The organism is Streptomyces sp. NBC_01476 (assembly GCF_036227265.1).
Classification (GTDB): Bacteria; Actinomycetota; Actinomycetes; order Streptomycetales; family Streptomycetaceae; genus Actinacidiphila.
In genome coordinates, this window is record NZ_CP109446.1 from 8,321,663 (window position 1) to 8,341,507 (window position 19,845).

A 19,845-nucleotide genomic window follows, 5' to 3' on the forward strand; every position below is an offset into this window, starting at 1 on the left:
GCAGCCCTCCGGTGCCGTGATCACGGCCCCCGCCGGTGAACGGGGCCACCCCTCCCTGACCGGCCCCGGACCACCCTCAGGTGTGCGCCGGGGTGCCGGATTCCGTGGCGGCCAGGGCAGGGATGACGCCGCCGGCGCGGACGGTGGCGCGGCGGTTGGCGGGGAGGTGGTGGTGGACCGCGTACCTCTCGCCCCGTGTGGAGTTGCGGACACTGAGCCCGGGTTCCGCCTCGGCGCTGAGGGCCGCGTGAAGCCCCTCGAAGTGCAACGTGTCGCCCTGCCGGACGCGGTCGTAGTCGGCGGGGTCGTCGAACTCCAGCGCCAGCACACCGAAGTTGGCGAGGTTCTGCCAGTGGATGCGGGCGTAGGACTTGGCGATCACCGCGCGCAGTCCCAGGAACCGGGGGGTGAGCGCGGCGTGTTCGCGGGACGAGCCCTGGCCGTAGTTCTCCCCGCCGACGACGACATGTCCCTGACCGTGTCCGGCGTCCCGCTGTTCCGCCGCCCGCCGGGGGTAGTCGGGGTCGATCCGGGTGAAGGTGAACGCGGCGAGCCCGGGGATGTTCGACCGGTAGGGCAGCGCCCTGGCGCCCGCGGGCGAGATCTCGTCGGTGGAGACGTCGTCCCCGGCCTTCAGCAGCACCGGCGCGTCCAGCGTGTCCGGGAGGGGATCGAGACGCGGAAGCGCGGAGATACCGGGGCCCCGCTCCAGTGCGACCCGCGCGGCGTCCTCGGGCGGCAGCGGCGGCTCCAGCATCGCCCGGTTCACCGGCTCCCGGCGCAGTGAAGCCACCGCGGGGTGGTCGAAGCCGTTGCGGCCTGCCCACTCGCGGGGATCGGTGATCACACCCGTCAGCGCGGAGGCGGTGGCGGTCTCCGGCGAGCACAGCCAGACGGCGTCGTCCTCGGTGCCCGAGCGGCCGGGGAAGTTCCGCGGGAAGGTCCGCAGCGAGTTGCGGTGGGCGGCGGGTGCCTGGCCCATGCCGATGCAGCCCAGGCAGCCGGCCTGGTGGATACGGGCGCCCGCCGCGATCAGGTCGAACATGGCACCGGAGCGCGTGAGGTCCTGGAGCGTCTCCCGCGAGGTCGGATTGATGTCGAAACTGACGCCTGCCGCCGTCTGCCGCCCCTTGGCCATGGCCGCCGCCACGCCGAAGTCCCGCAGGCCCGGATTGGCCGACGAGCCGATGACCGCCTGGTCGCAGGGTTCGCCGGCCGCGGCGCGGACCGGTACGACGTTTCCCGGCGACGTCGGGCGGGCGATCAGCGGCTCCAGACCGGACAGGTCGATCTCCTCCACCAGGTCGTACCGCACGTCCTCGTCCGCGGTGACCGCCCGGAACGCGCCCTCGCGGCCCTCACTGCGCAGGAAGTCCCGTACCGCTTCGTCGGCGGGGAAGACACTGGTGGTCGCGCCCAGCTCGGCGCCCATGTTCGCGATCACGTGCCGGTCCATGGCGGTCAGCGCGGCCAGGCCGGGACCGTGGTACTCCAGCACCCGGTTGACGCCGCCCTTCACGCCGTGCCGGCGCAGCAGCTCCAGGATGACGTCCTTGGCGCTGACCCAGTCGGGCAGTGCGCCGGTCAGCCGGATGCCCCAGATCTCGGGCATGGTGATCCGCAGCGGCCGGCCGGCCATGGCCAGCGCCACCTCCAGACCGCCGGTGCCCACCGCGAAGATCCCCAGCGAGCCCGCGGCACAGGTGTGCGAGTCCGAACCGGCCAGGGTTTTGCCGGGCACGCCGAAGTGCTGCATGTGAACCGGGTGCGACACGCCGTTGCCCGGCTTCGAATACCACAGGCCGAAGCGCCGGGCCGCCGAGCGCAGGAAGGTGTGGTCCTCGGCGTTGCGCTCATCGGTCTGCAGGATGTTGTGATCCACGTACTGCACGCTGACCTCGGTGCGTACCCGGTCGAGACCGATGGCCTCCAGTTCCTGCATCACCAGGGTGCCGGTGGCGTCCTGGGTGAGTGTCTGGTCGACCCGCAGACCGATCTCCTCGCCGGGCTCCATACGGCCTTCGACGAGATGTTCCGCGATGAGCCGGTGGGCGACGCTTCCATCGGTCCTCGGCCTGTTTCCGGGCATGATCGCCTCCCGCGGCGAGTGGACACCGTCCCTCGGGTACCCGCGTGTACGCGGCCGACACCCCCGGCCGGCCCGCTCCCGGGCCGGCGCCGCGCGCATCCCACCCGGGACCGGCAGCCGTGATCTTCCCGCCCCCGCTCCTCCGCGGGCCCGGACGCCGGCCGGACGGTTCGCCACGCGGCTGTCCGCCCCTTCGCGGTTCCGCGCCCGCACGGGCACCAACTCACCTGGCAGGCAAGGCGCGTCGGGGCACGCCGGATACGTGATCACGTCTTTACGGCCCGTTGATACGATCACCCCATGACCGCTCTGCCGCAGGAACTGCGGGACCTGATCGCCTCCGGCCCGATGGCACATCTGAGCACCATCAACGCCGACGGAAGCCCACAGGTCACCGTCGTCTGGATCGGGCTCGACGGCGACGACCTCGTCAGCGGGCACATGTCCCGGTACACGAAACTGCGCAACATCGAACGGGACCCGAGAGTCGTGCTGTCCTTCGACACACCGCGTGTGCCCGGGGTCTTCCTGAACGAGTACGCCGTGCTGCGGGCGCGGGCCGAGGTCCAGCCCAGCGACGACGCCTGGGACCTGCTCAACCGGCTGACGAAGGTCTACATGTCCCCTGACACCGAGTTCCCGGCGCCGAAGGGCCCCGGCTACATCGTGCGTTACTCCGTCGAACGCATCGGCGGCGTCGGCCCCTGGGCGCCGGCCTCCCGCTGAGCCCACGGACCCGGCGGCCAGGGCGGCGGCCAGAGTGCGCCGGCCCCAGCGCGCTCTGCCGGGCTCACCCCTCCCGCCGTACCGCCCGCCGCGCCACCGGGAGCCGGGTCAGTGCCGCGTACAACGCCAGACCCACCACCGCCCCGGTGCCGCCGCCGAAGGCCACCGTCGGCACGAGGTCGAGGAGGCGCGCGTCACGCAGCGGACCCCGGCCCCAGCGGGACAGCCGCTCCGCCGCCCCCGCCGTCGCCGCGCAGCCGACCAGCGCCACCACAGCGCTCCTGGTACGCGGCGACAGCCGCAGCCGGCGGCCGGGACCTCCGGAGTACGCCCCAGAGTCCGCCGCGGGCCCCGCCGCAGGGGAGTCCGCCGCAGGCAGCTCCCGCAGTGCCCGCGCCAGATACCAGGCGATCACCCCGAGCCCGACCGCCGAACTCGCGTACTGCAGGAGCTCGTACAGCGGCTCCCCGCGGTACGAACGGTTCAGCACCGGCAGCAGCCGCACCCCCGCCCGGCCGCCGTGCGTGAAGGCGTCCCAGCCCACATGGGTCGCCGCGCCGACGGCCGCGGACAGGACGAACCAGCCGACCGCGGCGGCGTCGGGGGCGCGACCGCGGGGCGCGGTCAGCGTGTCGGCGGCATCCGCCCACCGGGCGGGCAGCAGAGCGACGAGCGGTTCACGCAGCAGGCCGTGCCAGCCGGCCACGAGGACGGCTGCGATGGCCACGTCCGCCGTGGGCAGACCCCAGAGGCTGTGGGTGAACGTGCCGTAGCCGAAGGTGCCGCGGACCAGCGAGTCGGTGAAGAACGGCACGTCGGGAGCCAGCGATCCGGCGACCATCGCCGAGGCGACCAGCGGCCCGCGGGCACGCCCGTCGCGGAGCAGAGGGAGGATGGCGGCGGGATGGCTGAACGTGAACGGCATTCCGTCATGATCCCCGGGAGCCCGCCGCTCCGCGAGCCGGCCGGCCCCTCCCGGGGCCGGTGACGGGCTGCGGGGAGGACGGAGCATGAGAAGAGTTCTGGTCGTCGGGATCACCGGCGCCGGCAAGACCACCCTGGCCCGGGCGCTCGCCGGCCGGTTCGCGCTCCCCTTCCACGAGATGGACGCCCTCGCCTTCACAGGGCCGGGCTGGCAGGAAAACCCGCGCCTGCTGGAGGACGTGGCACGGATCAGTTCCGGTCCCTCCTGGGTGTTCGACTCCTTCGGCTACCCGGCGGTCCGCGACCTGCTCTGGGAGCAGGCCGACACCGTCGTCTGGCTCGACTACGCACGCCCGGTGGTCATGCGGCGCGTGCTGCGGCGTTCAGCGGTACGCACCCTGCTGCGGCGCCGGGTCTTCGGCGGCAACGTCGAAACGGCGGCCGGCTGGCTCAGCCCGGACCACCCCGCACGGTGGGCCTGGTCCCAGCACGCACACCGCAGGACCGACATCGCCGGCCGCTGCGCCGACCCCCGATTCGCACCCCTTGAGGTCGTCCGCCTCACCACTCCGCGGGCGGCCAAGAAGTGGCTCCGCACCCCCCGGGCCGCCGCCCACCGCCCAACGGGCCCCCGCCCAGGCGGACTCGGCTAGGGTACGGAACGCGTCCGGGTCGGGGATCGCGCCTGGTTGGGGGAGACATGGTGGGCGAAACAGCCAACAGCGGTACGGCGAAGGCGCAGAGCGCGCAGTCGGCCTTGACGTCGGTCGTGGTGCACGCGGCCGGAGCGGTGTGCACGCGCCGCGCACACGTGACCGTACCGGCAGGCAACGGGGAAGCCACGGTACGGATCGGTGGCCTGCCGCTCACCCTCCACGAACAGTCGTTGCGTGCCCACGTGGTAACCGGACCGCGCGGGCTGCGGGTGACGGGCATTCGGCTCGACCTGGGAGCGACCCTGCGCCGGGGCGACGAACTGCCCGGGCTGCGGCTGGACTTGGAGGACGCCGAGGACCAGCAGGCCAGGCTGCGGGAGCGCCGTGAGCGCCTGGAGGGCGAGATCGAGGAGGTCGCGGGGCTGCGGGCCGAACCACCGCAGCCACGGCGGGGGGACCCGCCCCGCTGGGCACCGGTGGAGTCCTTTCTCGCCCTGGCCGGCTTCGTCGACACCCGGCTCGGCACACTGCACGAGCAGGTGCGGATCACCGAGGACCAACTGGACCGGGCCGACCACGAGGTGGACGTCCTCAGGGCCAGACTCCACGAGGCGTCGTCCGCCGTGAACACCGAACGGGCCCAGCTGTCCCTGCACGCGGTGGTGACGCTGGCCCCTGAAATCACGGAGGCGGCCGAACCCGCTGAGACGGCCGACGCCGCTGAGACGGCCGAACCCACAAAGACGTCTGACGCCGCCGGCGCGCGGGGAGTTGACGCACCGCCAGGCGACCCCGGCCTCCCGGAAGCCACCACCGGCAGCGACCCCGTCGAGATCGAGGTGGAGTACCACGTCCCCGGAGCCACCTGGATCCCCACCTACCAACTCCGCCTGGACGGAAGCAGCGGCGCCGGGACGCTCGTCCTGCGCGCCTCCGTCGCGCAGCGAACCGGTGAGGACTGGACGGGAGTTCACCTCGGCCTGTCCACCGCGGACCTGCTGCGCCGCGCCGACCTGCCCGAACTGCGCTCGATACGGATCGGCCGGGCCCAGGAAGAGGCGCGGGCGCAGAGCTGGCGTGAGCCGCCTGCCGGGCTCGCCGAACTCTTCACCGGCTACGACACCGCCACCGCCGCCCGTCCCGCCGCGCCGCCGCAGCGCCCGCGGTCCGTCGCAGCGGAACCGGCCGGCAGCGCCTTCCCAGCGGACCCCATCGGCGGGGCCCCGCCCGAGGCCGCAGGGTACGGCGGGGCCGCCGAGGACGCCGTGTCCCCGGCGATGCCCGCGCCCGGCGGCGGTCCCGTCCCGTACCCCGCCGTCCTGCCGCTTCGCCCGCCCGCGGCCGCGGCACCGGCGTCACCCGCGCCGGACCTCGCCCGCCGCGCGATCCGCGCCCCGCAGCACCCGGCGGCCGCCGCGCCGGACGCGCGGTCCAAGCCCCCCGGGCGGTCCGTGACCACGCCGGCCACATCGTCGGCCGCCCCCACCGCGGACATGCTCGACTACGCCGGCTTGACGATGACCGGACCCGACGCGGCGGCCGGGCGCGGAACGCTGCGCCAGGACCGCGCCGCGGCCGACCCGGTCGTCGCGGCGTACCGCCGCCGGGCCGAGGCCGTGGGACGCCTGCCACGCCCCGCGCACGCGGTCGACGTACGGACCTCGGCGGGCTCGTTCGACTACCGCTTCGACACCGCCGCCCCCGCCGACGTCGCCTCCGACGGACGCTGGCACATCGTCCCCGTCAGCGAGGTACCGGTCAGGACCGAATCCGTGTACGTGTGCGTCCCGTCGGTGGACACCGCCGTCTTCGCGACCGTCCTGGTCGAGAACACCTCCGGGCACGCGCTGCTGGCCGGCCCCGCCGACGTCATGGTGGACGGCGACTTCGTCCTCACCGCGGCGCTGCCCACCCTGGCGCCCGGGCAGCGGGAGGCGGTCGGCGTCGGGGTGGCCGAAAGCGTCCAGGTGGCACGGCGCACCCACATGCGCGAGTCGTCGGCCGGTCTCCGGGGCGGCACCACGGTCCTGGAACACACGGTGGAGGTGGAGGCCGCCAACCGCCTGCCCTATCCGGTCGTCCTCGAAGTACGCGAACGCGTACCGGTGTCGACCGACAAGGACGTCCGGATCGAGGTGCACAAGGCCCAGCCCGCGTGGGCGGAACCCGAAGAGCCGCCCACGGGGGAGGACGGCGCCTACGTACGCGGAGTCCGCGTCTGGCGGGTGGAGCTGACACCCGGACAGGCGACGACGCTCAGCGGAGGGTTCGAAATCCGCCTCCCGGCAGGGAAATCGGTCGTCGGCGGGAACCGGAGGAACTGAACCATGGCACCCCAGGACACCCTGCCCGCCACCGGAGCGCCCGCGGCGCGGGACGCCCTCCTCCTGCCGGTCACCGCGGTGACCTGTCTGGAGGACCGCGCCCAGGTGGAACGCACCGGCACCGTGGAACTCACCGACGGCGTACAGCGGATACGGATCGGCCCGGTCACTCCGCTGACGGTGGACCGTTCGCTGCGTGCGGAGATCTCCCGCGCGGACGGCTCCGCGGGGGCCCGCGTGGTGGACGCCCGCGTCGTACGTGCCTACACGCCGGCGCCGCCCGGCCGGCCCGGCCCGGACGCGCCGGAACTGCGCCGCGAAGTGGACGCACTCGAACGGGAAGCCCGCGAGGTCCGGCACCTGCGGCAGCGCGGCGAGAGCGCCCTGGCGGTCATCCGTCAGGCCAAGGCCGATCTGCACCGCGACATCGTGCAGGGCGCCGGCTCCGGCGCCGCCGATCCGGAGCGCTGGGCCGACCGGCTGGAGCGCGTCGACCAGGAGGCCGAGACGCGCATCGGGGCCCTGCACCGGCTGCGGCGCCGCCAGCACGACGTGGACGAAGAACTGCGCTCCGCCCGCGCGGCGCTGGAGGAGACCGAGAGCGAGCCGCAGCAGCTCACCGCGTACGTGGAACTCGTCGTGGAGTCGGCGCAGGCGGGCCCCGCACAGGTGAGTGTGGTGAACCTCGTGCCCTGCGCCCTGTGGCGCCCCGCCTACCGTGCGACCCTCGCCGCGGACCGTGCCACGGTGGCCCTGGAGACGGACGCCTTCGTCTGGCAGGACACCGGCGAGGACTGGAACGGCGTCCGGCTCTCCTTGTCCACCGCGCGCTCCACCCTCGCCGCGGTCCCGCCGGAACTCACCGAGGACGTCCTCACGCTGCGGGACCGCACCACCGAGGAACGGCGCACCGTCGAGGTGAACCTCCGCGAGGAGGACGTCACCACCGTCGGCGGCGACTCACCGGCCGACGCCGGCGGCGGGGGCGGGCCGCTGCCCGGCCTGAACGACGGCGGCTCGGTCCGCGTGCTGACCGCACCCCACCCCGTCTCCGTCCCCTCGGACCGCCGGCCCCACCGCGTCCACCTCTCCTCCTTCACCTCCGCCTGCCGCACCGAGGCCGCCTGCTCGCCGGAACTCTCGCCCCTGGTGGTCACCACCGCCCGGTTCCCCAACGCCGCCGGTCATGTCCTCCTGGCCGGTCCCGTGGACCTGGTACGCGGCAGCGGCTACACCGGCCGCGCCACCCTGGCGTTCGCCGGCGCGGGTGAGGAGGTCCGGCTCTCCTTCGGCAGCGAGGACACCTTCCGGGTGGTCCGCCACGTCGAGGAGAACCGTGACACCGCCGGCCTGGCCGGCATCAACCAGCGCACGGTGATCACCCGTGAGGTCCGCCTCTTCGTCTCCCGTCTCGACACCCCTGACGACGGCACCGAGCAGGAGGTGGTGATCCGCGAGCGGATCCCGGTCTCCGAGGTCGCAGCGGTCGAGATCCGCCCCCGCACCGACGTCTGCGCGCCGCCCCCGGACGCGATCGACGCCGACGGCATCGTCCGCTACGTCCAGCGTCTCGGGGCGGGGGAGAGGCGCGAGATCACCCTCGTCTACGAGATCACGGCATCGAGCGCGGTCGCGGGCCTGTGACCCAGCCCCCGGCCGGAGCCCACCTTCACGGCCCGGCGGACTCCCACCCGCCGGGAGCCGGGCCGGTCACCCGTTTGGCGCCGACCAGGACCCGGTAGCGCTCCCGTGCCGCGAAGTCGGCCAGGCTCCAGACAGCCGGGCGGCCGGCTTCCGCACAGAGGTGAAGCACCTCGCCGCCGCCGGCCCAGACGCCGACGTGGGCACCGTAGGCATCATCGGTGGCGTTGAACAGCACCAGGTCGAGGGGCCGGGCCACCGCGACCCGGACGGTGGCTTCCCCGTCCTCCCACAACTCGCGGGAGCGCAGGCCCGGCGGCCTCAGCCCGAAGTGCCGGAGCACTTCGTACGCGAACAGCTGACAATTGGCCCCCGCTGTGAGCCCCGGCACCCGCGCCACCGCCGCCGAACCCGGAAAGCGGCCACCGGCGTACGGGACGTTCCAGAATCGAGCCGGAAGCCGGCGCAGCAGCGGTTCCACACCCCCATCCCACCGGCTCGCCCCGCACCGGGCAACCGCCCGCGGCACAGCCACAACCCCGACAGAAGATCGGCGGCCACCATCGCCGTCCGCATCAGCCCCCCGCAGAGCCGGGCCGGCCGGTCAGGCGTCCACCGCGGGGAGGCGATCAAGACCGGTGTCGATGAGGCCGGTGTTCGCCCCGCCCGCCACGTCGCGCTCGCGCAGTACGGTCCGGCGGAGGTTGTCCTGGCCGACCAAGGCCAGACCACGGCCGAACCGGTTCCTGATCTCGGCCGCGACCGTCGATTTCCCCGAGGCGGAGTTCCCGCGCAGGACGACGAGCCGGGTCTCCGCGGTTCCCACCATCATCCGCGCCACGCTACCCGCGCCCGCCCGGGGAGCGCCCCCATCGCAGCGCGTCCGCGCGACCCGTGCGCCCGGGAACATCCGGGGACGGCCGCCTGTTGAACAAGGCGTGGCTGCGGAGGGGACAGTGTCCCCGGGCCCCACCTATTGCCCACGAGGACGATCGTTCGGCTGAAGCCTCGTGGAGCCTCCCGCCGAGAGGCGACCGCCCTTCGCGACCACACCCCCCAAACGCCCCGACTGGTCCCCCCCGTCCAGTCGGGGTCTTCTGCGTCCAGCGGTATCTCGGGCAGCAATCCCCTGGTCACGGACGCGGCGATGAGGTCGGTGACCTCCGGAGCCGTACCCCGGACGAGAGAGTCCCGGTCGCGGGGGCCGCGGCTCTACAGTGGAAGTGAGGAGGCGATCGCGATGCGCAAAGTAGCCGATTGCCGGGATTTCCCGAGCGAGATGAACTGCACGCTTGCCATCTCCGGCGAAGAGGAAGAAGTGGTCCGGGCGGCGAGCGAGCACGCGGCGTCCGTACACGGTCACGCCGACTCCCCGGAACTGCGTGAGCAGGTCAGGGCATCGCTGAAGGACGACGTTCCGCAGCACGCGTGAGTTCGCGCCCTTCAGGGCCGGAGGCGCGGAGGCCATGTGACCTGTAAGGAGGCCGGTGGCCACGGACCACCGGCCTTCGGCCTGCCCGGAGAGGCTGTTCCGCCCCTCTCCGGCGGCGGCCCGCGCTGATGCCCCGGGTCCTCCCGGCCGCCCCGCCCGGCGCCGGCCGCTCACGCCGCGCGGCGCTGCGCGGCTCGGCGCGGTGAGCAGAGGGGGCCGCCGCGACATGTGCGGGGTATGTGCGCCGGAAGTTCGTTTCGGCTAGGTTCTGGTCGCTGGAACTGTTCCGTGGTCGGCGTGCTGGAGGTCCTCCGTGTCCGGGTTGTTCGAGGCGGTGGACGCGCTGATCGCGGGCCACGCGCCCCTTCCGGTTCCCGCCGAGCGCGTCCGGCTGCGGAAAGCGGCGGGGATGAGCCAGCAGGTGGTCGCCGAGGCGCTGGATGTACGGCGGGCGACCGTGGTGTCGTGGGAGAACGGGAAGACCGAGCCCCGCCCCCCGCAGCGGGAGGCGTACGCACGGCTGCTGTCGCGGCTCGCGGAGCTCTACCCCGCACCGGCGCAGCAGTCCTCCGAGGCCCAGCCGCCGCCCCCGGCGCCCCCCGCCGCCCCGCTCCCACCAGCGGCGGCGCGGCCGGCCGCCCCCGCCGCCGATCCGGCTCCCGGCGCACCGCCTGCCCCCACCGCGGTGAGCGCATCCACCCCGGCGCCTCCGCCCGGCCCGGCCCGTACGGCCCCCAGCGGCGTACCCGCGCCGGCGCCGCCCCGGCCGGCCGCCAGGAAGCCCCCGGGAAAGCCCGTGCCCGCGACCGCGCCGGCCACCGACCCCCGGTTCGCGCACGGCCCGTTGGGCGTCCTGGACGGCGACGGCTCGCTGTACTGCGGCGGCGGCCTGGTGCTGGACTGCCCGGCGGCCACGGTGCCCGAACTGGTGGCGTGGACGCTGGCGGAGGCCAAGCTCGGCGCGCCCCGGCTGCACCGCTCCGGGAAGGACTCCGATCCGCTGATCGTGCTGACGGCGACCGCCGCGGTACGTCTGGGGCTGCCGGAGCGCCTGGCGGACCGGCGGGCGATGCGGCTGCCGGACGACCACCCGGTGATCAAGCAGATCACCCGGGCGAAGTGGCAGCTGACGAAGCGGGGCTTCGGCCCGTGGGCGCGGGTGTACCGGCCCGCGCAGGGCGGGCAGCGCAGTTGCGTACAGCTCGCGGTCCTGCCGTGGGACGCGCTGGACACCCGCTCCTGGGGGGAAGCCGGGCAGTTGCCGCCCGCGGAACTCGCCCGGGTGCTGACCGCGTACGCGGCCCGCGTACTCACCCCCCGCGGATCGACGGCGGTGGCGGGCCTGGAACTGATGTCGGCGCTGCGGCCGCCCACCCGGGCGGTGCGGGACGAGGCGGCCGGCACGTGGGTGTCCGGGCCGGTGCCCGGGTCGCTCACCCAGCCGGTCGACGCGGCCTACATGGAGGTGCCGGACGAGCACCCGGTGGCCGCGGCGCTCTTCTCCCGGACCCACCAGCGGACCCCTGCCGAGATCCTCGACGAGGAGGCGTACGACTGGATCCGCGACCCGGACCAGCTCACTGACAGCGAGTGCGCCTGGCCGTACGCGGTCGGCATCGACGTCAACACCGCCTTCCTGGCCGCCGCCAACCGCCTGCTGGTCGGGCTGTCGGCACCGCAGTACGTCAAGGCGCCGGCGTTCGACAAGCAGGTGCCCGGCTCGTGGCTGGTGGACCTCTCCGGGATCGAACTGGACCCGAGGCTGCCGTCGCCGTTCACACCGCACGGCGGGCGGCCGGAGGGACCCGCCTGGTACGCGACCCCGACCGTCGCGTACGCGGCTGAGCTCGTCACCACCTACCGGCTGCCGGTGACGATCGCGCCCATCGAGGCGTACGTGCGGACCGGGGCAGGACCGTATCTGGACCCCTGGTACAAGCACCTGGCGGAGGCGTACAAGGCGACGATGGCGGACCTGGGTGTCACCGCGGGGCTCTCGCCGCAGGAGTTGCTGGCCGCGATGGCCGGCCACAAGGAGAGCGACCCCGGCATGGCGGCGGTGCTCTCCGCGATCAAGTCGACGGTCAAGGGCGGCATCGGCAAGCTCCGCGAACGCCCGCAGGGCACCGCCTACCGGTTCGGCGAACGCTGGCCGGCGCTCGAACGCCCCACCTGGCGACCGGACTTCCGCGCCGCCGTCATCTCCGCCGCCCGGGTCAACATGCACCGTAAGCTGATCAGGACCGCACTCGCGACGCAGACCGCGCCGGCGCCCTCAGGCAGCCTGGTGTTCGGCGAGGACGCGCTGCTGCCGGTCGCGGTGCTCTCGGACTGCGCGGTGTTCCCGTCCGCGGGACCGTCCCCGCTGGACGTCCTGCCGTACGGTCCGGACGGGAAGGCGGCGGCGGGCGCGTTCCGGCTCGGGGTGTCGCCCGGCATGGTCAAGCACGAAGGCACACAGCCGCTCTTCTGGGCGGTGGAACTGCTGGAGCAGGGGCACAACCCGGCCCGGCACATCAAGGGCGACCAGACCGAGGACGACGGGGAGTAGCAGCCGATGGGCATCATCGGGGACAGCCTCGACAAGGCGGCGGCGAACACCGCGACCCGCCCCATCCCGAAGTCCGCACCGGCGCAGATGCGGTTCCTGGTCAAATCGGAGAAGGGCTCCACCCGCGCGGTGGCCGGGCGGCTCGGCGTCACCCAGCGCACGGTGGAGCGCTACCTGAAGGGCCAGCTGCGGCGGCCACGCGCCGAACTCGCGGCCCGGCTGGAACGGGAGGTCCGCAAGGACTGGCAGCCGCGGGTCCGGGGCCGCGCGAAGAAGCGCGCGGCGTCCTCGGGCGGCATCGTCATCGAGACCCGCGCACGCTTCGGCTTCACCGCGGCGCCTGGCTCGACCGACGACGGCCGGATGCGACGCATCACCCAGCACCTGCCCCCGGCGTACGCCGCCCGCCTCTTCGACGCGCAGGCCGCGGGGGCGACCGAACAGCAACTGCAGCGCATCGCAGCCGAGGGCCTCCAGGAGATCTACTTCAAGGACCGCGGCCGCCGTGCCGACGGCCTCGAAGTCGAATTCACCGACATCGACTACCTGGAACTCGACTTCTGAACCCCCTTCCCCCCCGGCAGCAACAAGCCCCGGCCCACTGAGGGCCTGGCTTGCGACGCCGGCGGGGACCTTCCCGGAAGGCCCTCACCGATGCCCTGGCTGACTCCGTCGGCACCTGCATCCGGCCGGGAGTCTGGGGGACGCCGGGTGGCCCAAAGCACCGGAATCCATGGGGATTTCGTGAACCGCAGCCGTCAGCCCGCCCGTCCCGCTAGCGTGCTGGCATTGACCCGGGGCCCCGGCCGTCCGCCGCGGCAGCCCCGGTGACGCTGGCAGGGGGCCGGACCGTGCCGCTCGAAGAGAATCACGTACGCGAAGCCGTCCAGCGACACCTCAGCACCCGCGGCACCCACGCCGCGAAGAACACCGCGAACGACACCGCAGAGCACACAGCGCCCCCGCCCGCCATCGCGGACATCACCTGGCACCCCTTGCTCGAAGGGACCATCGAGCGCCTCATCGAAACCCGCACCGAAACCCAGCAACAGCGGCACGGCCCCACCGACCTGACCGGCCGGCCCACGTACCACACCCTCAAGACCCATCGGCTCGGCCCACCCCCGTACCCGTTCAGCGCGACCACCACGACGCTCGTCCAGCAGGACTCGGTGGAAGAGCGCCTGTGCCTCTGCGGCAACGGGAGAGTCACCTGCCCACGCTGCACCGGCGGGGGCCGGCTGAACTGCGAGGCATCCACCGCCTGCCCGTCCTGTCACGGCATCGACGCGTGCCTGTGGTGCCAGGGCACCGGCCGCCGCCGGGGAAAGGCGTCGGCAGCGGGTACCAACAAAGCCGATGACCGCGTCAGGTGCCGGTCGTGCGGCACCGCCGACACCGCCTGCCCCGGATGCCGCGGCAAGGGACGGGTGCCCTGCACCATCTGCGACGGTACGGGCACACGCGCGTGCCCCCCGTGCGAGAGCTCCGGCACCGTCACCCACGAACAGTGCGAAGGCACCGGCGGCACCGTGACCTGGACCGAAGGGACAGTCACCCGCAAACCCCGGGCGAACAGGGTCCGGCTCTACGCCACCGGGGTACCCCTCATCGCCCGACGGCTCGCCCGCAGGACCGGCGACTGGCACGAGACCTCCCTGACCCACCACGAGTCCCCGCCGTCCGAGCTCACCGCCCTGTTCCCTGACCTGTCCCCCCGCCTCAAGGAGCACACGAACGAGATCTCCCGGCAGGCCACCCTGCGCCATCTGACAGTGGCCCGGGTGACCGTGCTCCAGCAGCCCCACTGGGTCTACTACGTCTTCCCGGGCCACGACACACCCCAGGTCCGGGCCCTGCCTTCACGCCAGCGCACCGTGCAGATCGCCGGCGCGGCCCTGGTGGCTCTGGCGGTACTCGTTCTCCTCCTCCGTCTCGCCACGTAGCTGCGTGCCGCGGCTCCGGTCGGCCGGCGCCGCCTGGGGCGCCGCGGTTCCGGACGGCCGGCGCCGCCACCGCGTGACCGCCCGCCCGCGCCGGCGTGCCGGGAGGTGTCACAGCCGGGGCCGTCGTCCTGTCTTGTTGAGTGGAGGCGGTCCTCGCTGAAAGGGTTGACGATGAGAGTGTTTGTCGCAGGGGCGACGGGGGCGATGGGACGGCAACTGGTGCCACGACTGGTCGAGGCGGGTCATGAGGTCCACGGGATGACACGGAGCGAGTCGAAACGGGAGATGCTCCACGCACTCGGAGCGGTGCCGGCGATCGCGGACGCGCTCGACCCCGATCAGGCCGCGGAAGCCGTGGGCCGGGCCAAGCCGGACGTGATCGTCCATCAGCTGACCGCCATCGGAGCACTGGACACGCGGCACTTCGACCGGGCCTTCGCGCCGACCAACCGGCTGCGGACGGAGGGCACCGACCACCTGCTCTCGGCCGGGCAGGCCGTGGGGGTGCGCCGGTTCGTCGCGCAGAGCTACTTCGCCTGCTACGCGCGCACCGGCTCGGCGGTGAAGAGCGAGGAAGACCCGTTCGACCCGGCGCCCGCCAAGGAGATGCGCGGAACGGTGGCCGCGATCCGCCACCTTGAACAGGCGGTTCTCGGCGCACGGTGGACCGAGGGCATCGTGCTCCGCTACGGCGCGTTCTACGGCCCGGGCACCTCGATGGCGCCGGGCGGGGAGCAGACCGAACTGGTCCGCAAGCGCAAGTTCCCGCTGGTCGGTGACGGCGGCGGAGTGTGGTCGTTCATCCACATCGCCGACGCCGCGGAGGCGACGGTGGCAGCGGTCGAGGACGGCAAGTACGGCGTCTACAACATTGTGGACGACGATCCGGCCCCCGTCGCCGCGTGGTTGCCGGCGCTCGCGCGGACCCTCGACGCCAAGAAGCCGGTACGTGTGCCCCGTCTCGTGGGGCGGCTGTTCGCCGGTGAAGCAGGCGCCGTGATGATGACCGAGCTGCGTGGCGCCTCCAACGCGAAGGCGAAACGCGAACTCCCCTGGCGCCCGGCACATCCGAGCTGGCGCGAAGGGTTCGCGGCATGACCCCCCACGAGCAGTTGCTCGACGAGCTGCGGCCCGCCTCCTTCGCCATCGCCTACCGGATGCTCGGCAGCGTCTCCGAGGCCGAGGACGTGGTGCAGGAAGCGCTGCTACGGGTTCATCAGGCGCTCGACGCCGGCGAGCGGATCGCGTCGCCGCGCGCGTTCGTCGCCACCGTGACCACCCGGCTGGCGATCAACGAACTGCGCTCCGCGCGCGTACGCCGGGAGCGGTACGTCGGCGAATGGCTGCCCGAACCGATCATCACCGGTGGCCGCGACGACCCGGCCCGGTACGCCGAGACCGCCGATTCGCTCTCGCTGGCCCTGCTGGTGCTCCTGGAGAGCCTCTCGCCCGAGCAGCGGGCCGTCCTGCTGCTGCACGACGTGTTCTCCTACGGGTATCCGGAGATCGCCACGATCGTCGGCAAGAGCGAGGACAACGTCCGTCAGCTCGCCTCCCGGGCCAGGCGCCACGTCGAGGAACGCCGGCCCCGCTTCCGTACGACGCGCGAGCAGCACGACGAACTGGCCCGGCGTTTCTTCGCCGCCGCCGAACAGGGCGATCTCGCCGGGCTCGAGGCTCTCCTCGCCCACGACGTGGAACTGACCGGCGACGGCGGCGGCAAGGTGCCCGCGCTGGCACGGACGCTGCGCGGGCGCGACCGCGTCGCGCGCACGCTGATCAAGTGGGTGCGCGGGAGCACCCGCCTGCCAGGGGTGTCCCTGCGGCCCGCCGAGGTCAACGGCGGCCCGGGAGCGCTCTTTCTCGACGGGCAGGAACTCCTGCTCGGCGTCTGGGCACTCGACGCCGCCGACGGCCGGATCACCGCCATCAACTCGATCGTCAACCCCGACAAGCTGGCCCACCTCGGACCGCTCGCCGACGTCGGATCGCTGCTGCGGTCCGCGAGGTGACGGTCCGCGAGCTGACGGTCCGCGCCGGACGCCACGGTCAGCGCGTCCGGCGCGGCGGCCTCCCCGGGGCTCCGGGCGCCGGGCTCCGGGCGCCGGCGCCGAGGACCGCTCCCGCGTCACCGATGCCGGCGACCGGGCCGGCGCGATGGATCGCGTCCAGCGGCCGGGTCCTGGAGCGGGCCCCGCCCGAGCAGGAGCCGTCCGCCGGGACGCGCCCGGCAGAACGCAGGTCCCCCTCGGTGAAGAGCACACCGGCGGCAGGTACCCCCGGACCGGCCCGGCATTATTCGGGCGGCGGCTGCCACCAGTCGGGGGTAAGATCCGCGAACCGCGCTGGTCCGCCCGGGCCGGCCGAGTCCTGTGGGGGGACCTTCCGATGACGTTCCGGCTGCGCGCTGTCCGCGCGCTCGTGCTGCTGGCCGGTTTCTACCTGATGGGTGCCGTGCTGCTGGCGGCCATGGCGGCGCTCGACTGGCTGCTGGTGACGAAGCTGTTCACCGCGAGTGCGGCCTGGCTCGAAGGCACGGTGCTGACCGTCACGGTTCTGCTGGCGGCGGCGATCCTGCGGGGCATGTTCGCTTTCCTGCGGGCCGGGCGCTTCGCCCCGGTGCCGAACGCGGTGGCGGTCACACCGCAGGAGCAGCCCGATCTGTGGGAGCAGGTACGCGCCGCCGCCGAGGTGACGGGGGAACGCCCGCCGGACGAGCTGTACCTGGTCGCCGAGGTCAACGCGGGCGTCGCCGAACAGAGCCGCCTGCTGGGGCTGCTGCCCGGCCGCCGCCGTATGCTCCTCGGCCTGCCGCTGCTCGCCGGGCTGACGGTCCCGCAGTTGCGCGCCGTCCTCGCCCACGAATTCGGGCACTACGGCAACCTCGACACCCGGCTCGGCGGCATCACCATGCGCGGCCGCGAGGCGGTCCTGCACACGGTCGAGGTCTTCAGCGGGGGAAGCACCCGGCTGCACCAGACCATCGGCGGCCTGTACGTCGGCTACGCCCGGATGTTCCTGCGGACCTCGCAGTCCGTGGCCCGGCACCAGGAACTCGCCGCCGACGCGGTGGCCGCCCGGCACGCCGGCCGTGACGCGACCGCCGCCGCGTTGCGCGCCCTTCCGGTCCTCGATGCCGCCTACACGTACTACCTGGAGACGTACGCCGGGATGGGCGGCCCGCTGGGGTCGCTGCCGCCGGTGGGCGAGGTGCACGGCGGCTTCCCGCGGATGCTCGCCGCCCGGCCGGGCGAACGCCTCGCCGCGCTCTCCGCCGGGAAACGCCCGCCGCGTCCGCACCGGTACGACTCGCACCCGCCGTTGGCCGAACGGATCGCCCTGATCGAGAAGCTCCCCGCCGGTGACCTGTCCCGCGACGGGAAGGACGCGCCGGCCGACGACCGCGTCGGCGAACCGGCCGCGCTCACCCTGCTGCACGACCAGGACCAGGTCTTCGCCGCACTGGAGGCGCGCACGCTGAGGCCCGAGGCGGCGCGGCTGCGGCGCATGGGCTGGGACGACCTCGTCATGGCCCGTGCGCTCGCCGACGCCGAGCAGTGGTCCCGGCCGCTGCGGCTCGCCGTCGCCAGGGCGCTGCGCTCCGCGGCGCAAGGCGTGGACGAGTCGGGGCGGCGCCCGCGTGCTGCTGCCGAGGAGGTGGCGGATGCCGAACTGCCCGGCCTGGAGGAGGTGCTCGACGCGTTCGACCGCGACCTGCTGTGGATGGCGGTCGCCGACCGCATGCCCAAGCCCCCGCAGGCGGCGCGGCTGGTCGGTCCGTCCGCCCGCAACTTCATCCGGCCCAGGATCTTCGACGGACTCGCGGGCATGATCCACCTGCGCCTCGCCGCGGCCGGACAGGCCACCTCCGACATCGCCTGGTCAGGACAACCCGGCCTCGCCCTCCCCGAGGAATGGGAGAAGGCGATGGACGATGCCCTCGACGCGGCCACAGCCGACACCCCGGACACCGCCCCCTTGCGCGCCCTGCTCGCGGGCACGAAGCGGGTGCCCGCCTGACCGCCACCACAACCCTGCCGGGCGCGGGACGTGCGTACGTGCCCGCCGGGGCCGGCTGACCGGCGGACCATATCGGCCTGGGTGCGTCTCGCACGGTGAGGCGAAGGCGATCAGTGTCCGGAGCCGCATCCGGATCGCAGACACGGCCGAGCCGGGAGGGGACGTCAGATGAGCCGGTACGTCATGACCGCGACGGAGGCAGTCGCACTGCTCGGCAGTCTTCAAGAACACGGCGTGGACGCCTGCGTCGGCGGAGGTTGGGGCGTGGACGCGCTGCTGGGGGAGCAGACCCGGGAGCACGCCGACCTCGACCTGTGGCTGCCGACCGATCGCCTGGAACCTCTCTTCGTCGCCTTGTCCGGACACGGCGTCGACCGCGTCCTCCCCTGGCCGGACGACCGGCCGTGGAACTTCGTCCTGCACGACGGCGCCCGGCGGCGAATCGACCTGCACCTGTACGAACCGCTCCCCGACGGAACGATGCACTACGGCTCGGTGAGCGACGGCGCCACTTTCCCCGCCGAGGCCCTCGCCGGCGGAGGAGGCATCGCCGGCTCAGCGCACGACAGAGGGAGCGATCAGCCGATGCCGAAACCCACCGCCGCGCTCACCGAGTTCGTCCGCGCCTACGAGCAGGCCACCAACAGCCACGACATCACCCAGCTTGTGCCACTGATCGCTCCCGCGGCTGTCTACTGGTTCTCCGACGGATCGCATCGCGGCCGTGAAGCCGTTCTCGCTGCGATCGCCGAGACGTTCGCCACGATCCGCGATGAGGTCTACCGGATCGACGAGCTGGAGTGGATCACCCACAGCGATCACCACGCCGTTTGCCGCTACCGGTTCAGCTGGACCGGAACCGTCGGCGGACGGCCGCAATCAGGAAGCGGGCGCGGCACCAACGTCCTCGTCAACACCGCCGGAACCTGGCAGATGCTCCACGAACACCTCAGCGCATAACGGCGGGCCCGGCCCTCAAAACCTGAGAGTCGCCCCGCCCGAACCAACACCAGCACCGCCCGAGCGGGCCCACGCAGCGTGTCTCAGCGGGAGAAGTCCCGTTCATCACGCAGCCGGGCCGCCTGCTCCCGCAGCGAGGCGACCGTCGCAGCCGTCTCCTCCCGCAGCCGCACCGCTTGCTGACTCAATGCCTCCAGAGAAGCGGCGGTCTCCCCTTCAAGCCTGTTCGCCAGAGCCTCAAGTACCTCGGGCATCGACGTCTCGACCACGTCAGAGCCAGTGGCCGGCTTCTCAGATCGCACGCACACGCCTCTCTCGTCGACGTCAAGCAGGACAACATCCTCCCACCCGCACGATATTGATCAAGGCTCAAACGAATTCGGCGGAGTAGAGGCGGAAGCTCGGCGTACTCCCACGCCCAGGAGCCGGCAACGGAATCGGCGCCGCCACCCCCATGCCGCCCTAAGCACCGCGTTCCGCCCGGCACCGGCGGCCACACCCCACCGGCCGACCACTCTCGACGCAGCTCGGCTGCTACGTCAGTCCAGCCACGCCCGGCCGGTCAGTCGGGGTCTG

Annotated in this window: 16 protein-coding genes and 1 pseudogene; 12 read left to right on the top strand and 5 right to left on the bottom strand. The window is 73.3% G+C overall.

Annotation, left to right across the window (positions count from 1 at the left end; translation table 11 throughout):
• Window positions 1–76: 76 nt before the first annotated feature.
• A complete protein-coding gene (locus OG552_RS36085; RefSeq protein WP_329140397.1) occupies window positions 77–2,089 on the bottom strand; it encodes an aconitate hydratase in 2,013 nt (670 codons plus the stop codon).
• Between the two features lie 300 nt (window positions 2,090–2,389).
• Here OG552_RS36085 and OG552_RS36090 point away from each other — a divergent pair, with 300 nt between their 5' ends.
• Complete coding sequence (locus tag OG552_RS36090) at window positions 2,390–2,815, top strand: PPOX class F420-dependent oxidoreductase (protein ID WP_329140399.1); 426 nt, start codon at window positions 2,390–2,392, stop codon at window positions 2,813–2,815.
• 64 nt (window positions 2,816–2,879) lie between these two features.
• Here the strand turns inward: OG552_RS36090 and OG552_RS36095 are convergent, their stop codons facing one another.
• A complete protein-coding gene (locus OG552_RS36095; RefSeq protein ID WP_329140401.1) occupies window positions 2,880–3,740 on the bottom strand; it encodes a DUF4184 family protein in 861 nt (286 codons plus the stop codon).
• An 85-nt stretch (window positions 3,741–3,825) separates the two neighbouring features.
• Between OG552_RS36095 and OG552_RS36100 the strand changes: the two genes are divergently transcribed.
• The 3 genes from OG552_RS36100 to OG552_RS36110 are packed head-to-tail and all read left to right on the top strand — an operon-like array spanning window position 3,826 to window position 8,363.
• Complete coding sequence (locus OG552_RS36100) at window positions 3,826–4,392, top strand: AAA family ATPase (protein WP_329140403.1); 567 nt, start codon at window positions 3,826–3,828, stop codon at window positions 4,390–4,392.
• Between the two features lie 50 nt (window positions 4,393–4,442).
• The gene (locus OG552_RS36105; RefSeq protein WP_329140405.1) at window positions 4,443–6,719 is read left to right on the top strand and encodes a DUF4139 domain-containing protein; all 2,277 of its coding nucleotides are present in this window, start codon (window positions 4,443–4,445) and stop codon (window positions 6,717–6,719) included.
• 3 nt (window positions 6,720–6,722) lie between these two features.
• Window positions 6,723–8,363, top strand: a complete 1,641-nt coding sequence (locus tag OG552_RS36110; RefSeq protein ID WP_329140407.1) for a mucoidy inhibitor MuiA family protein — start codon at window positions 6,723–6,725, stop codon at window positions 8,361–8,363.
• 25 nt (window positions 8,364–8,388) lie between these two features.
• Here OG552_RS36110 and OG552_RS36115 read toward each other — a convergent pair whose 3' ends face one another.
• Together OG552_RS36115 and OG552_RS36120 are read right to left on the bottom strand one after the other, a co-directional pair.
• Window positions 8,389–8,841 carry a hydrolase gene (locus OG552_RS36115; protein WP_329140410.1) on the bottom strand — a complete coding sequence of 151 codons (453 nt, stop codon included), beginning with the start codon at window positions 8,839–8,841 and terminating at the stop codon, window positions 8,389–8,391.
• 159 nt (window positions 8,842–9,000) lie between these two features.
• Window positions 9,001–9,189, bottom strand: a pseudogene (locus OG552_RS36120) (kinase); the annotation flags it as partial.
• A gap of 411 nt (window positions 9,190–9,600) precedes the next feature.
• On the opposite strand from OG552_RS36120, the gene OG552_RS36125 reads away from it, so the two are divergent.
• The 8 genes from OG552_RS36125 to OG552_RS36160 all read left to right on the top strand — a co-directional run bounded on the left by OG552_RS36125 (window position 9,601) and on the right by OG552_RS36160 (window position 19,269).
• Complete coding sequence (locus OG552_RS36125; protein WP_329140412.1) at window positions 9,601–9,792, top strand: DUF1059 domain-containing protein; 192 nt, start codon at window positions 9,601–9,603, stop codon at window positions 9,790–9,792.
• 313 nt (window positions 9,793–10,105) lie between these two features.
• Window positions 10,106–12,343, top strand: a complete 2,238-nt coding sequence (gene tap / locus OG552_RS36130) for a telomere-associated protein Tap (protein ID WP_329140414.1) — start codon at window positions 10,106–10,108, stop codon at window positions 12,341–12,343.
• 6 nt (window positions 12,344–12,349) lie between these two features.
• Window positions 12,350–12,907: a telomere-protecting terminal protein Tpg gene (tpg, locus tag OG552_RS36135; RefSeq protein ID WP_329140416.1), complete on the top strand. Its 558-nt coding sequence runs from the start codon at window positions 12,350–12,352 to the stop codon at window positions 12,905–12,907.
• 287 nt (window positions 12,908–13,194) lie between these two features.
• Complete coding sequence (locus OG552_RS36140) at window positions 13,195–14,289, top strand: hypothetical protein (protein ID WP_329140418.1); 1,095 nt, start codon at window positions 13,195–13,197, stop codon at window positions 14,287–14,289.
• A 171-nt stretch (window positions 14,290–14,460) separates the two neighbouring features.
• Complete coding sequence (locus tag OG552_RS36145) at window positions 14,461–15,387, top strand: NAD-dependent epimerase/dehydratase family protein (protein WP_329140420.1); 927 nt, start codon at window positions 14,461–14,463, stop codon at window positions 15,385–15,387.
• Complete coding sequence (locus OG552_RS36150; protein WP_329140422.1) at window positions 15,384–16,301, top strand: RNA polymerase sigma-70 factor; 918 nt, start codon at window positions 15,384–15,386, stop codon at window positions 16,299–16,301. Before OG552_RS36145 ends, OG552_RS36150 begins: the two co-directional genes overlap by 4 nt.
• A 376-nt stretch (window positions 16,302–16,677) precedes the next feature.
• A complete protein-coding gene (locus OG552_RS36155; RefSeq protein ID WP_329140424.1) occupies window positions 16,678–18,309 on the top strand; it encodes a M48 family metallopeptidase in 1,632 nt (543 codons plus the stop codon).
• Window positions 18,310–18,492: 183 nt separating this feature from the next.
• Window positions 18,493–19,269, top strand: a complete 777-nt coding sequence (locus OG552_RS36160) for a nucleotidyltransferase domain-containing protein (protein WP_329140426.1) — start codon at window positions 18,493–18,495, stop codon at window positions 19,267–19,269.
• Between the two features lie 83 nt (window positions 19,270–19,352).
• Here OG552_RS36160 and OG552_RS36165 read toward each other — a convergent pair whose 3' ends face one another.
• Window positions 19,353–19,571 carry a hypothetical protein gene (locus OG552_RS36165; protein ID WP_329140427.1) on the bottom strand — a complete coding sequence of 73 codons (219 nt, stop codon included), beginning with the start codon at window positions 19,569–19,571 and terminating at the stop codon, window positions 19,353–19,355.
• Between the last annotated feature and the right edge of the window lie 274 nt (window positions 19,572–19,845).

Excerpts from the sequence above, each read along its gene's own strand:
- OG552_RS36085 (WP_329140397.1), bottom strand. The coding sequence starts at position 2,089 with ATGCCCGGAAACAGGCCGAGGACCGATGGAAGCGTCGCCCACCGGCTC.
- OG552_RS36090 (WP_329140399.1), top strand. The coding sequence starts at position 2,390 with ATGACCGCTCTGCCGCAGGAACTGCGGGACCTGATCGCCTCCGGCCCG.
- OG552_RS36095 (WP_329140401.1), bottom strand. The coding sequence starts at position 3,740 with ATGCCGTTCACGTTCAGCCATCCCGCCGCCATCCTCCCTCTGCTCCGC.
- OG552_RS36100 (WP_329140403.1), top strand. The coding sequence starts at position 3,826 with ATGAGAAGAGTTCTGGTCGTCGGGATCACCGGCGCCGGCAAGACCACC.
- OG552_RS36110 (WP_329140407.1), top strand. The coding sequence starts at position 6,723 with ATGGCACCCCAGGACACCCTGCCCGCCACCGGAGCGCCCGCGGCGCGG.
- OG552_RS36125 (WP_329140412.1), top strand. The coding sequence starts at position 9,601 with ATGCGCAAAGTAGCCGATTGCCGGGATTTCCCGAGCGAGATGAACTGC.
- tpg (WP_329140416.1), top strand. The coding sequence starts at position 12,350 with ATGGGCATCATCGGGGACAGCCTCGACAAGGCGGCGGCGAACACCGCG.
- OG552_RS36145 (WP_329140420.1), top strand. The coding sequence starts at position 14,461 with ATGAGAGTGTTTGTCGCAGGGGCGACGGGGGCGATGGGACGGCAACTG.
- OG552_RS36150 (WP_329140422.1), top strand. The coding sequence starts at position 15,384 with ATGACCCCCCACGAGCAGTTGCTCGACGAGCTGCGGCCCGCCTCCTTC.
- OG552_RS36155 (WP_329140424.1), top strand. The coding sequence starts at position 16,678 with ATGACGTTCCGGCTGCGCGCTGTCCGCGCGCTCGTGCTGCTGGCCGGT.
- OG552_RS36160 (WP_329140426.1), top strand. The coding sequence starts at position 18,493 with ATGACCGCGACGGAGGCAGTCGCACTGCTCGGCAGTCTTCAAGAACAC.